This window comes from Sphingomonas sp. AAP5 (assembly GCF_004354345.1).
Lineage (GTDB): Bacteria > Pseudomonadota > Alphaproteobacteria > Sphingomonadales > Sphingomonadaceae > Sphingomonas > Sphingomonas glacialis.
This window is the reverse complement of the sequence record NZ_CP037913.1, coordinates 3,448,650-3,460,383: the sequence shown is the minus strand read 5'-3', so window position 1 is coordinate 3,460,383 and position 11,734 is coordinate 3,448,650. Positions and strand designations below refer to the sequence as shown.

At 66.6% G+C, this 11,734-nt stretch carries 15 protein-coding genes; 8 read left to right on the top strand and 7 right to left on the bottom strand.

What is annotated here, in order from left to right:
* Window positions 1-58 precede the first annotated feature (58 nt).
* Window positions 59-2,074, top strand: coding sequence for an alpha/beta hydrolase family protein (locus E2E30_RS16020; protein ID WP_133191388.1), 2,016 nt, complete (start codon window positions 59-61; stop codon window positions 2,072-2,074).
* A 143-nt stretch (window positions 2,075-2,217) separates the two neighbouring features.
* Here E2E30_RS16020 and rpsD read toward each other — a convergent pair whose 3' ends face one another.
* Complete coding sequence (rpsD, locus tag E2E30_RS16015) at window positions 2,218-2,832, bottom strand: 30S ribosomal protein S4 (protein WP_133191387.1); 615 nt, start codon at window positions 2,830-2,832, stop codon at window positions 2,218-2,220.
* 210 nt (window positions 2,833-3,042) lie between these two features.
* Between rpsD and E2E30_RS16010 the strand changes: the two genes are divergently transcribed.
* Window positions 3,043-3,345: a chorismate mutase gene (locus E2E30_RS16010; RefSeq protein ID WP_133191386.1), complete on the top strand. Its 303-nt coding sequence runs from the start codon at window positions 3,043-3,045 to the stop codon at window positions 3,343-3,345.
* 4 nt (window positions 3,346-3,349) lie between these two features.
* Here E2E30_RS16010 and E2E30_RS16005 read toward each other — a convergent pair whose 3' ends face one another.
* The 6 genes from E2E30_RS16005 to rpiB all read right to left on the bottom strand — a co-directional run bounded on the left by E2E30_RS16005 (window position 3,350) and on the right by rpiB (window position 6,892).
* Entirely contained in the window at window positions 3,350-3,601 is a 252-nt protein-coding gene (locus tag E2E30_RS16005; RefSeq protein ID WP_133191385.1) for a hypothetical protein, read from the bottom strand.
* A 73-nt stretch (window positions 3,602-3,674) separates the two neighbouring features.
* Window positions 3,675-4,412, bottom strand: coding sequence for an RNA methyltransferase (locus E2E30_RS16000; RefSeq protein WP_133191384.1), 738 nt, complete (start codon window positions 4,410-4,412; stop codon window positions 3,675-3,677).
* Complete coding sequence (gene nrdR / locus E2E30_RS15995; protein WP_133191383.1) at window positions 4,409-4,870, bottom strand: transcriptional regulator NrdR; 462 nt, start codon at window positions 4,868-4,870, stop codon at window positions 4,409-4,411. Before nrdR ends, E2E30_RS16000 begins: the two co-directional genes overlap by 4 nt.
* A gap of 3 nt (window positions 4,871-4,873) precedes the next feature.
* Complete coding sequence (locus E2E30_RS15990; protein ID WP_133191382.1) at window positions 4,874-5,128, bottom strand: hypothetical protein; 255 nt, start codon at window positions 5,126-5,128, stop codon at window positions 4,874-4,876.
* Window position 5,129: 1 nt separating this feature from the next.
* Entirely contained in the window at window positions 5,130-6,443 is a 1,314-nt protein-coding gene (gene glyA / locus E2E30_RS15985; RefSeq protein WP_133191381.1) for a serine hydroxymethyltransferase, read from the bottom strand.
* The gene (gene rpiB / locus E2E30_RS15980) at window positions 6,440-6,892 is read right to left on the bottom strand and encodes a ribose 5-phosphate isomerase B (RefSeq protein WP_133191380.1); all 453 of its coding nucleotides are present in this window, start codon (window positions 6,890-6,892) and stop codon (window positions 6,440-6,442) included. The genes glyA and rpiB overlap by 4 nt, the downstream gene beginning before the upstream one ends.
* A gap of 136 nt (window positions 6,893-7,028) precedes the next feature.
* On the opposite strand from rpiB, the gene E2E30_RS15975 reads away from it, so the two are divergent.
* The 6 genes from E2E30_RS15975 to E2E30_RS15950 all read left to right on the top strand — a co-directional run bounded on the left by E2E30_RS15975 (window position 7,029) and on the right by E2E30_RS15950 (window position 11,681).
* On the top strand, window positions 7,029-7,625 hold the full coding sequence (locus E2E30_RS15975; protein ID WP_229839383.1) for a sigma-70 family RNA polymerase sigma factor: 597 nt from the start codon (window positions 7,029-7,031) through the stop codon (window positions 7,623-7,625).
* Window positions 7,622-8,368, top strand: coding sequence for an anti-sigma factor (locus E2E30_RS15970; RefSeq protein WP_133191379.1), 747 nt, complete (start codon window positions 7,622-7,624; stop codon window positions 8,366-8,368). Before E2E30_RS15975 ends, E2E30_RS15970 begins: the two co-directional genes overlap by 4 nt.
* A gap of 114 nt (window positions 8,369-8,482) precedes the next feature.
* Complete coding sequence (locus E2E30_RS15965) at window positions 8,483-9,037, top strand: fasciclin domain-containing protein (RefSeq protein ID WP_133191378.1); 555 nt, start codon at window positions 8,483-8,485, stop codon at window positions 9,035-9,037.
* A 267-nt stretch (window positions 9,038-9,304) separates the two neighbouring features.
* Window positions 9,305-10,570, top strand: coding sequence for a DUF3419 family protein (locus E2E30_RS15960; protein ID WP_206365595.1), 1,266 nt, complete (start codon window positions 9,305-9,307; stop codon window positions 10,568-10,570).
* A complete protein-coding gene (locus E2E30_RS15955) occupies window positions 10,567-11,244 on the top strand; it encodes a class I SAM-dependent methyltransferase (protein ID WP_133191377.1) in 678 nt (225 codons plus the stop codon). Before E2E30_RS15960 ends, E2E30_RS15955 begins: the two co-directional genes overlap by 4 nt.
* A complete protein-coding gene (locus E2E30_RS15950) occupies window positions 11,241-11,681 on the top strand; it encodes a DUF3429 domain-containing protein (RefSeq protein ID WP_133191376.1) in 441 nt (146 codons plus the stop codon). The genes E2E30_RS15955 and E2E30_RS15950 overlap by 4 nt, the downstream gene beginning before the upstream one ends.
* The last annotated feature ends 53 nt before the right edge of the window (window positions 11,682-11,734 follow it).

Below are 11,734 nucleotides of genomic sequence, written 5' to 3'. Positions count from 1 at the left end.
CGGGTCGCTTGCGGGGGATCGGAAACGCGGTATCGTGCGGAATCATAGGGGGGATTCCATGACACGACATATGCTGCGCGCAGCGCTGATCGCCTGCGTTGCCACATCACCGCTTGCCGCGAGCGCGGCCCCGGATGCAGCGGCGACCGCACCCACCGCGCTGACCGACGCGCAGCGCTTCGGCGCGCGCGAATCGGTGCAGCAGATCAGCCTTTCGCCCGATGGCAAACGCGCCGTCGTGCTGATGAGCGCGGGCGATCGCGGCGTCGCGGCGTTCGTGCTGACGGTCGATTCGGCCGAACCATTGGTCCGCGTGTTCGGCTCGAGCGGCGAGAAGGAGCAGCTCGATTATTGCCAATGGGCCACCAACGACCGGCTGGTCTGCGGGCTGCGCTTCACCGACGGCAAGGTCAGCGACATGGTCGGCTTCGATCGGCTGATCACGGTGCAGGCCGATGGCAAGAACCTCAAGCTGCTCAGCGCCAGGACCTCGACCGACGCGCTTGGCGTGATGCAGAATGGCGGGCGCATCATCGACTGGCAGGGCGACCCCAGCGGCGCCACGCTGCTGATGACGCGCCAAGTCGTTCCCGAATACAGTACCGGCACGCATCTCAACGAGACCGACCACGGGCTCGCCGTCGAACGCGTCGATCCCGCGACACTGCGCCGCAGCTTCGTCGAGCCCGCGCGCGCGGATACCGAGGAATATATCTCCGACGGGCGCGGGACCGTTCGCATCGCCGGCATCCGGCCGAAAACGAGCAGCGGCTATGGCGCGACGCATATCCGCTATGTCTATCGCAAGGCCGGCACGACCAAATGGCTGCCGCTCAGCACCGTCACCGGCGACGCACAGACCGAATCCGGGTTCGATCCCTATGCCGTCGATCCCGCGCTCGACGTGGTTTATGGCTTCGACAATCTCGACGGGCGACGCGCGCTGTTCAAGATCGCGCTCGACGGCAGCCTCAAGCGGGAGCTCGTCTATTCGCGCCCCGACGTCGATGTCGCCGGGCTGGTCCGCATCGGGCGTCACAATCGCGTGGTCGGCGTGAGCTTCGTCACCGATCGACGCCAGACCGATTTCTTCGACCCCGAGCTCAAGAAGCTGTCGCTGAGCTTGTCCAAGGCGATGCCGGGCACCCCGCTGGTCCGCTTCATCGACGCCAGCGCGGATGAATCGAAGCTGTTGCTGTGGACCGGAAGCGACGTCGATCCCGGCAAGTATATGGTGTTCGACAAGAAGACGCGACACCTCGACGCTCTGCTGCTCGCGCGCCCGCCGCTCGAGGAAGCCAAGCTTGCCCCGGTCAAGGCGATCACCTTTCCCGCCGCCGACGGCACGCCGATCCCCGCCTATCTGACGCTCCCGGTGGGTGGATCGGGCAAGGGGCTGCCCGCGATCGTCATGCCGCACGGTGGCCCGGGCGACCGCGACGAATGGGGCTTCGACTGGCTCGTCCAGTTCCTCGCCGCGCGCGGCTACGCCGTGCTCCAGCCGAACTATCGCGGATCGACCGGTTATGGCGATACATGGTTCCAGCAGAACGGTTTCAAATCGTGGCGCATCGCGATCGGCGACGTCAACGATGCCGGGCGCTGGATGGTCAAGCAGGGCATCGCCGCGCCGGGCGGGCTCGCGATCGTCGGATGGTCGTATGGCGGCTATGCCGCGCTGCAATCGCCGATCCTCGACCCCGCGCTGTTCAAGGCGATCGTCGCGATCGCGCCGGTCACCGATCTCGACACGTGGCGCCACGAGCACGACCATTATGAGAGCTTCGCGCTGGTCGATGCGTTTGTCGGCAAGGGCCCGCATATCCGCGAGGGATCGCCTGCGCTGAACGCCGCGCAGATCGCCGCGCCGGTGCTGCTGTTCCACGGCGACATGGACCAGAATGTCGGCATCGGCGAATCGCGCACGATGGCGAGCCGGCTGCGCAGCGCGCACAAGCAAGTCGAGCTGGTCGAGTTCAAGGGGCTCGACCATCAGCTCGACGATACCGCCGCGCGCACGAAGATGCTCGACAAGACCGATACGTTCCTGCGCACGTCGCTCGGCATCAAGTGACACGAAAAAGGGCGGCCCGTTGCGGGGCCGCCCTTCTTGGTTCGGATCGACGCCGTGGCGAAGCCACGGCGTCGGTCGGTGCCTCGGGCACCGCCGGCCGAGCCGCTGAGTATGGCTGGCGCTAGCTTCGCTAGCGCCTCGCCTCAGCGGCTGTAGAACTCGACCACCAGGTTCGGTTCCATCTTCACCGGATAGGGCACTTCGTCGAGTGCCGGCACGCGCGTGAAGGTGACCTTCGCCGCACCGTCGGGCGCGACATAATCGGGGATTTCGCGCTCGGCGAGCTGCTGCGCTTCGAGCACAAGCGCCATTTCCTTGGCCTTGGTGCCCAGAGTGATCTCGTCACCGACGAAGCAGCGACGCGACGCGATGTTGCACTTCACGCCGTTGACGCGGATGTGGCCGTGCGAAACGAGCTGACGCGCCGCCCAGACGGTCGGTGCGAACTTGGCGCGATAGACGATCATGTCGAGACGCTGCTCGAGCAGGCCGATCAGGTTCTGGCCGGTGTCGCCTTTCATGCGGGCTGCCTCGGTGTAGCACGCGCGGAACTGCTTCTCGGTCACGTCGCCATAATAGCCCTTGAGCTTCTGCTTGGCGCGCAGCTGGATGCCGAAGTCCGAGACCTTGCCCTTGCGGCGCTGGCCGTGCTGGCCGGGGCCGTATTCGCGCTTGTTGACGGGCGACTTGGGACGACCCCAGATGTTCTCGCCCATCCGGCGATCGAGCTTATACTTTGCGCTTGAACGCTTCGACATGTGATATTCCTTGGCAAGTGCTTCGTGACAAGACCACCTGCCGGGGCAGGCGATCGATACCCGGTATCGCTCTATCCAGATCTTTGGAGGATCAAGGCAGGGCCACCACTTCACCGGGGTGCGGGGCCATTTGCGAAGGTGGGCGCCTAGCCGCGTGGGCCGTGTGAGTCAAGCTGGACAGCTGCGGCCCGTCACGCCAAGACCGCGGGCATGAGCGAAATCCTGTCAGGCCCCGACTGCACCACCATGATCGAGGTCCGCGCCGGCGTCGACCAGGTCGACCGCGATCTCGTCGCGCTGCTGGCACGGCGCTTTGCCTATATGGATGCCGCGGCGCGGATCAAACCCGCGCGCGGCGCGGTGCGCGACGAAGCGCGCAAGGCTCAGGTCATCGCCAATGCCTGCGCCGCGGCGCAAGCGGCCGGCGTGCCCGAACGGATCGTCGCAGATCTCTGGGAGCAACTGGTCGAAGCATCGATCGCCTACGAACTCGCCGCATTCGACCGACGCTGATCGCTCAGCGCGGGACGTCGACGCCGTTGCCGCGGCTCTGGTTCTGCATATGCTCGGCCGAGCGCTGACCCTCGAGGTCGAGCGTCGCCCACTCCGCCTTGGTGCGGCAGACACGCTTGACGAACAGCGACCCGGTCGCTTCCTGGCTGCGGCAGACCTTCTTTTCTTTCTCGATCGGCGCGGCCGCGGGGACCGCGTCGCTCGCATAAGCAAGGCTCGGGACGCACAGCAGCACAACAGCGACGACAGTTTTCATGGTGTTCCCGTGCCCCCAACTCAGCTCGATGTAAGTCGTTGCTACACCGCAATATAACGCCGCTACGCGCAGATCAAGGTCGCCGCGGCGTCTTCCCCGACAGCGCCGACAACACGCCGCGCAGCGTCCGCACTTCCTGCGCCGACCAGGCGGGCTTGGTCAGCAAAGTGCGCAGCGTCCGCCGCGTCACCGGGGTGCGGTCAGGCGGATAGAAGAAGTCGGTCGCCACGAGCATCGCGTCGAGCTGGCCGATCATCCCGTCGAGCTCGGCCTGCGGCGCGGGCTCGTGCAGTTCGACCGCGGGCGGCTGCGCCAGCCCCATGCCCTTCGACCATTCGTACGCGACGAGGATGACCGCCTGCGCCAAGTTGAGCGAGCCGAATTCGGGGTTGATCGGCACGGTGATGATCGTGCGGGCGAGCGCGACGTCGTCGGTCTCGAGTCCCGAACGCTCGGGGCCGAACAGGATCGCGGCGCGCCCCGGCCCGGCGTGGATCGCGGACGCGGCCTGTTCGGGCGTGACCACCGGCTTGGTCACGCCGCGCTTGCGCACGGTGGTCGCATAGACATGGCTGCAATCGGCGACCGCGTCGGCGACGGTTTCATAGACTTGCGCTCGTTCGAGCACGATATCGGCACCCGATGCCGCCGGCCCGGCCGAGGGATTGGGCCAGCCATCGCGCGGCGATACGAGCCGCATCTCGACCAGTCCGAAATTGAGCATCGCGCGCGCGGCCTTGCCGATATTCTCGCCGAGCTGCGGGCGGACGAGGACGAGGACGGGCGGCGGAACAGCCGGAAGCGTGCTCACGCCTTGCCGACCTCGCTCACCGTACCGGCGAACTCCTCGAAATCGCGCGCCTCGCGGAAATCCTTATACACGCTGGCGAAGCGGATATAGGCGACCGAATCGAGGCCCTTGAGCCCCTCCATCACCATCTCGCCGATTCGCCCCGAGCGCACTTCGCTTTCGCCCTGTGTCTCGAGCTGGCGCTGGATGCCCGAGACGAGCTTCTCGAGTCGCACCGCCTCGATCGGGCGCTTGCGCGCCGCGATCGAGACCGAACGCAGGAGTTTTTCGCGATCGAACGGCTCGCGCTTGTCCTCGCTCTTGAGCACCGTCAGCTCGCGCAGCTGGATCCGCTCGAACGTGGTGAAACGCGCTGCACACCCCTCGCACTGGCGCCGGCGGCGGATCGCACCGGCATCTTCGGTCGGGCGCGAATCCTTGACCTGGCTGTCTTCATGTCCGCAAAAGGGGCAGCGCATCTCTTATTTGTTCAACTTTCGATAAGCGGCATAGCCGGCGCCGAGCAAAGCGCCCGTCATCAGCGAAAACGGCAGCACGATCGCCGCCAGCGCACCGACGACGGCGCCGCCGACGATCCGGTTGCCTTCCTCGCCGCCGAGCAGCGTGCTAGTCTTGTCGACCGCGCTGTCGAGCACTTCGACGACATCCTCGCCAACGGCGCGGGCCATGTCTTCGAAGGTGGTCTTGGGTTTCTCGTCGCCAGCGGGATCGGTCATGTCAGCTCTCCGGGTAGATCGGGAACCGGTGACATAGTGCAATAACACGCTCTCGTACAGCGGCTTCTACCGCCGGGTCGCCGCCCTCGCCCTTCTGGCGCAGGCCGTCGAGCACGTCGGCGACCATGTTGCCGATCTCGCGGAACTCGGCGGGGCCAAAGCCGCGCGTCGTGCCCGCAGGCGTGCCGACGCGGATGCCGCTGGTCTTGGTCGGCGGGAGCGGGTCGTTCGGGATACCGTTCTTGTTGCAGGTGATGTTCGCACGCTCGAGCGCTTCGTCGGCATCCTTGCCGGTGACGCCGAGCGGGGTCAGGTCGATCAGCGCGAGATGCGTGTCGGTCCCGCCCGAGACGATCTCGGCGCCGCGCTCCTTGAGCGTCGCCGCGAGCACCTTGGCGTTCTCCATCACCGCGGCGATGTAGCTCTTGAAGCCGGGTTCGAGCGCTTCGCCGAACGCGACCGCCTTCGCGGCGATGACGTGCATCAGCGGACCGCCCTGCAGCCCCGGGAACACCGCCGAGTTGAACTTCTTGCCGAGCGCCTCGTCATTGCTGAGGATCATGCCGCCGCGCGGGCCGCGCAGCGTCTTGTGCGTCGTCGTCGTTACGACATGCGCGTGCGGCAGCGGCGAGGGATGCAGGCCGGCCGCGACCAGTCCCGAGAAATGCGCCATGTCGACCAGGAAATAGGCGCCGACCTCATCCGCGATCGCGCGGAACTTGGCGAAATCGATCTGCCGCGGATAGGCCGAGCCACCCGCGATGATCAGCTTGGGGCGATGCTCGCGCGCCAGGCTCGCGACTTCGTCGAAGTCGATCAGGTGGCTGACCGGATCGACGCCGTACTGCACCGCATTGAACCACTTGCCCGACATCGCCGCGCGCGCGCCGTGCGTCAGATGGCCACCGGCATCGAGGCTCATGCCGAGGATCGTCTCGCCGGGCTTCACCAAAGCGAGCATCACCGCCCCATTGGCCTGCGCGCCCGAATGCGGCTGGACGTTGACATAGGCGCAGTCGAACAGCTGCTTGGCACGGTCGATCGCCAGCTGCTCAACTTCGTCCGACGGGTGGCACCCCTGATAATAGCGCTTGCCGGGATAGCCTTCGGCATATTTGTTGGTGAACACCGAGCCCTGCGCCTGCAGCACCGCCTTCGACACGATGTTCTCGGAGGCGATCAGCTCGATCTGCGTCTGCTCGCGCGTCAGTTCGTGCTGGACGCCCGCGAACACCGCCGGATCGGCCTCGGCCAGGCCGCGCGTGAAGAAGCCGTCGGGCTGAACGTCTTGGAGCGTGGTGGGGTTGGTGCTCATGCCGGATCCTTTGCGGGAGCTGGGGCGCCGAGCTTGTCGACGCGGGTTTGATGGCGGCCACCGGCGAAATCGGTGGTCAGGAAAGCGGTAATGCAGGCCTTGGCCATGTCCTCGCCGATCAGCCGCGCGCCGAGCGCGATGACGTTGGCGTCGTTATGCTCGCGTGCAAGCGCGGCGGACAGCGGTTCCGAGACGAGCGCGCAGCGCACCGCCGGGTTGCGGTTGACCGCGATCGAAATGCCGATCCCCGACCCGCACAGCGCGATACCGCGCTCGGCCGATCCCGCCGCGATCGCTTCGGCCAGCTTGAACCCGAAATCGGGATAATCGACGCGCGCATCGCTGTCGGGACCGAGATCGACGACGTCATGCCCCTGCCCGGCGAGCCAGGCGGCAAGTATGCCCTTTAGCGCAAAGGCGGCGTGGTCGGAGGCAATGGCGATGCGCAAGGCGAAGGCGCTCCCAATTCGATTGAGCGGATCGGCAGCGCTTTAGCCAAGCATCCGCGCAATTGCCACACTCAAGCCGGCAGAATTGCCGTGCGGCGATTGCGATACCCGCAACAGCTGGCTAGGGTGTTGATCTGTGATAGATTCGACGCCTCGCGCTTCCGTCAACTCCGCCGCCGGGACACCCGAAGCGGCGCGTCTTCGGCTCGTCGAGACGCTGGTCCGTACCGGCGAGGAAGACCGCGCGGCCTTTCGCGATCTCTATTCGCTGACCTCGGCGAAGCTATTCGGCATCTGCTACCGTATCTGCGGCGAAAGGCAGGCTGCGGAAGACGTGTTGCACGACGTATATCTCACAATCTGGAAACGCGCCGGCGCCTACGAACCCGCGCGCGCAAGCCCGATCACCTGGCTCGCGACGATCGCGCGCAACCGCGCGATCGATTGGCAGCGTGCGCAGACCGTGCGCCGCGCATCGCCGATCGAAGATGCGCCCCCGATCCTCGATACCGCGCCACTTGCCAGCGACGTGCTGCTCGAGGCCGAATCGACGCACCAGCTGCACGCCTGTCTCGACAGCCTCGAGGAACGCCAGCGTGCCGCGATTCGCACGGCGTTTTTCGACGGCGTGACCTATGCCGAGCTCGCCGAGCGCGAGGCGGTGCCGCTTGGCACGATGAAGAGCTGGGTGCGGCGCGGCCTCGCGCGGCTCAAAGCGTGTCTCGAGGGATGAGCGACGTGCTGCCCCCCGACGTCCGCGACGACGATCTGCCCGACACGATGGCGGGCGAATTCGCGCTTGGCCTGCTCGACGGCGACGCGCGCGCCGCCGCGACCCGGCGTGTGCTCGCCGAGCCCGGCTTTGCGCGCGAGGTCGAGGCGTGGCGCACGCACCTCGCGCAATTGTTCGACCTGTGGCCCGAAATGCCCGCGCCCGATCTGTTCGCACGGATCGAGCGTTCGCTATATGGTGCCCCCGCGCCAAGCGTCGTCGCACTGCCGGCGCGCGCGCCGAGCAAATTCTGGCCGAGCTTGGCTGCGTTTTCGAGCGTTGCCGCCGCGGGTTTGCTCGTCGTGCTGTTCACCCGCCCGCTGCCCGTGCCGCAACCCCCGGTCGCGCCCCGCGTCGTGGTCGAGACCGGTCCGACGCTGGTCGCCTCGATCACCCCGACCGCCAAGGGCACCCCGGTCACCGTGGTGTACGACGCGCGCGCCGGATCGCTGCGGCTGACCGAGGCGAGCCTAGCCGACGCGAAGCGCACCGCCGAACTGTGGGTCATTCCAGCGGGCGGGACGCCGCATTCGCTCGGCTTGCTCCAGACGCATGGCGGCACGGCGTTGACGCTCGATGCGGCCAATCGCGCGCGGCTTGCCGCGGGCGCAACGCTTGCCGTTTCGCTCGAGCCGATCGGCGGATCGCCGACGGGACTGCCGACCGGGCCGGTGGTCGCGACGGGTGCGCTGTCGCGCGTCTAGGCGTCGGGTAAAGCGTCGGCACATTTCCAATAGGTCCGGTTGCATCCATACCCGGGTTTCGAGCGTATATCCGGCACGTCCGGACCACCGGACGATCCGTTGGAGAGAACGCACATGACTCGCACCTTCCGCACCTCGATCGTCGCTGCAGCGATTGCGCTCAGCGGTGCCTCGCTCGCTTATGCCCAGACCAATCCGATGGTCGGCGGCGCCGCCATGTACCCGACGAAGAACATCGTCGAGAACGCCGTCAATTCGAAGGACCACACCACGCTCGTCGCCGCAGTCAAGGCTGCCGGCTTGGTCGAGACGCTGAGCGGCCCTGGCCCCTTCACCGTCTTCGCGCCGACCAACGCGGCCTTCGCCAAGCTGCCCAAGGGCACGGTGACCACGCTGCTCAAGCCCGAGAACAAGGACACGCTGACCTCGGTCCTCACCTATCACGTCGTCCCCGGCACGATCACCGCGCAGGACATCGCCGCCAAGGCGAAGGCCAACATGGGCAAGGCGACCTATGCCACCGTCCAGGGCGGCACGCTGACCTTCATGAAGTCGGGCAACGGCTGGGGCATCATGGATGCCAAGGGCCACAAGGGTAAGGTCACGATCGCCAACGTGATGCAGTCGAACGGCGTGATCCACGTCATCGACACCGTGATGATGCCGTAAAAAATTGTCGAAGCGGGGTGCATCCAGCGATGCAACCCCCGCGTAGCTACCGTGTCGCTGCCCCAAGCAGCGGCGTGTAACACCGTCGTCGGATCCCCTCCTTTGCGACGAACGGTGGCGTAAACGGACCTGTCGGCCCCCCTTTAGCCGGCAGGTCCTTTTCATTTAGACGCTATCCCGTCATGGAAGCGTCACCGGATCGTCGTAGTGCGTGCGCGCCACCGCGCGCCGCATCCCTGGCGTGATCGTCCGGCGGGAGAGTTCATCATGGCCAATGCCCTCCGATCGCTCAAGGACCGCGTCGTCCACCGCCCCGGCACTCGCGCGGTCAAGAACCGCGCAGTGCGCAACGCGGTGCTCCAGCACAAGCATATGTCAAAGCAGGGTTTGCTCGAGCGCGCCTTCACTTTCGCGTTCCGCGGGCTCGTCTATGCGCAGATCTGGGAAGATCCCGCGGTCGACATGGAAGCGCTCGCGATCATGCCCGACAGCCATGTCGTCACGATCGCCTCGGGCGGGTGCAACATGATGTCGTACCTTACCGCCAACCCGCGCGCGATCACCGCGGTCGATCTCAACCCAGCGCATATCGCGCTCAACAAATTGAAGCTCGTCGCGGCACGGCATCTGCCCGATTACGACGCCTTCCACCGCTTCTTCGCGCAGGCCAACAGCCGCCAGAACGTGCTCGCCTATCGAACCTATATCCGCCCGCATCTCGACGCGACGACGCTCGCCTATTGGGAAGGCCGCGACATGGTCGGGCGCCGGCGGATCGGCGGGTTCGCCAAGAACGTCTACAAGCGCGGGCTGCTCGGCAATTTCATCGGCGTCGCGCATCTGCTGGCACGGCTCAACGGGGTGAACCCCAAGATCCTGCTCACCGCGAAATCGATCGAGGAACAGCGCGAGATCTTCGACCGCGAATTCGCGCCGTTCTTCGACAAGGGCTTCGTCAAGTGGATCACCGACCAGCCCGCATCGCTGTTCGGGCTCGGCATCCCGCCCGCGCAGTACGAGGCGCTCGCCGGTGACGAGAAGATGGCGGTGGTGCTGCGCGAGCGGCTCGAGAAGCTTGCTTGCGATTTCGACATCAAGGACAATTATTTCGCCTGGCAGGCGTTCGGCCGTGGCTATGGCAAGGATGCCGCCGCCCCGCTGCCACCCTATCTCCAGCGCGACCATTATGACGAGATCGTCGCGCGCGCGTCGCGGATCGAAGTCTGCCACGTCAATTTCGCCGAATATCTGCGCGAGCAAGGCGACGCCTCGCTCGATCGCTACATCCTGCTCGATGCGCAGGACTGGATGACCGACGCGCAGCTGAGCGACCTGTGGAGCGAGATCACGCGCACCGCCAAGCCCGGCGCGCGCGTGCTGTTCCGCACCGCGGGCGAGCCGACCATCCTGCCCGGCCGCGTGCCCGATGCGGTCCTCGGCAAATGGCAGTATCGCGCCGAGGATTCGCTCGATTACACCAAGCGCGACCGCTCCTCGATCTACGGCGGCGTCCACCTCTACGTGCTCGGATGAACGACGCGGCAGCGGTCGAGGCGGCATCGGGGCATGCCGGGCAGATGGATGCGATCTACCGCTCGCAGCGCCACATCTATGACCTGACGCGCAAATACTATCTGCTCGGGCGCGATGCGCTGATCGCCGGGATCGCCCCGCCCGCTGGCGGCAGCGTGCTCGAGATCGGCTGCGGCACCGGACGCAACCTGATCGCGGCCGCGCGGGCGTGGCCCGACGCGCGCTTCTTCGGCATCGATATTTCGGAAGCGATGCTCGAGACTGCGCGTGCGAAGGTCGCCGCGGCGGGCCTCTCGGATAAGATCGTGCTCGCGCAAGGCGATGCGACCGCGTTCGATTCGACGGCCCTGTTCGGTGTGAGCACGTTCGACCGGATCTTCCAGAGCTACACGCTCTCGATGATCCCCGACTGGCGCGGCGCGATCCGCGAGGGTGCCGACAAGCTCGCGCCGGCCGGCCGGCTCGATGTGGTCGATTTCGGTCAGCAGGAGCGCTTGCCGCGGGCTTTCCGCATCGCGCTGTTTGCGTGGCTCGACAAGTTCGACGTCTCGCCGCGCGCGACGCTCCAGCCTGCGCTGATCGAGGCCGCCAGCGAGACCGGTGGCACCGCGCGCTTCACCCCGCTGTATCGCGGCTATGCCTGGTCGGGCAGCATCCGGCGGCCGGCAGCATGAACCCGCCACAGCTTCCGCGCTGGCTCGGCCTTGCCGGCCTGCTACCGCAGATCGCGGCGGTAGCGGTGGTGTTGAGCGGCGACGGCGCGTTGCGCTTTTCCGCACTGTCGATGGGCTACGCCTATGCCGCGTTGATCCTCAGCTTCCTCGGCGGGCTGTGGTGGGGCGTCGCGGCGAGCCATGAGCGCCCGCCCGAATGGCTGTGGGTCGCCGCGATCGTGCCGTCGCTCTTTGCCTTGGCGAGCGCAGTCCCCTGGGCGGTCGGTGAACCGTGGCCGGGGCCGTCGCTGATCCTGCTGGGTGTCGCGCTGATCGCCGCGCTCGGCGTCGACCATTTGCTCGCCAGGCGCGGGCTCGTCCCGGCATGGTGGATGCGGTTGCGGATCCCGCTCTCGCTCGGCCTCGGGCTGCTGACGCTGCTGCTCGGGATCGCCTGACCGATCAGTGCCCGAAGAGCAGCCACAGCAGCAGGATGACGGGGATCGGCACG

Excerpts from the sequence above, each read along its gene's own strand:
- E2E30_RS16020 (WP_133191388.1), top strand. The coding sequence starts at position 59 with ATGACACGACATATGCTGCGCGCAGCGCTGATCGCCTGCGTTGCCACA.
- rpsD (WP_133191387.1), bottom strand. The coding sequence starts at position 2,832 with ATGTCGAAGCGTTCAAGCGCAAAGTATAAGCTCGATCGCCGGATGGGC.
- E2E30_RS16010 (WP_133191386.1), top strand. The coding sequence starts at position 3,043 with ATGAGCGAAATCCTGTCAGGCCCCGACTGCACCACCATGATCGAGGTC.
- E2E30_RS16005 (WP_133191385.1), bottom strand. The coding sequence starts at position 3,601 with ATGAAAACTGTCGTCGCTGTTGTGCTGCTGTGCGTCCCGAGCCTTGCT.
- nrdR (WP_133191383.1), bottom strand. The coding sequence starts at position 4,870 with ATGCGCTGCCCCTTTTGCGGACATGAAGACAGCCAGGTCAAGGATTCG.
- E2E30_RS15990 (WP_133191382.1), bottom strand. The coding sequence starts at position 5,128 with ATGACCGATCCCGCTGGCGACGAGAAACCCAAGACCACCTTCGAAGAC.
- glyA (WP_133191381.1), bottom strand. The coding sequence starts at position 6,443 with ATGAGCACCAACCCCACCACGCTCCAAGACGTTCAGCCCGACGGCTTC.
- E2E30_RS15970 (WP_133191379.1), top strand. The coding sequence starts at position 7,622 with ATGAGCGACGTGCTGCCCCCCGACGTCCGCGACGACGATCTGCCCGAC.
- E2E30_RS15965 (WP_133191378.1), top strand. The coding sequence starts at position 8,483 with ATGACTCGCACCTTCCGCACCTCGATCGTCGCTGCAGCGATTGCGCTC.
- E2E30_RS15960 (WP_206365595.1), top strand. The coding sequence starts at position 9,305 with ATGGCCAATGCCCTCCGATCGCTCAAGGACCGCGTCGTCCACCGCCCC.
- E2E30_RS15955 (WP_133191377.1), top strand. The coding sequence starts at position 10,567 with ATGAACGACGCGGCAGCGGTCGAGGCGGCATCGGGGCATGCCGGGCAG.
- E2E30_RS15950 (WP_133191376.1), top strand. The coding sequence starts at position 11,241 with ATGAACCCGCCACAGCTTCCGCGCTGGCTCGGCCTTGCCGGCCTGCTA.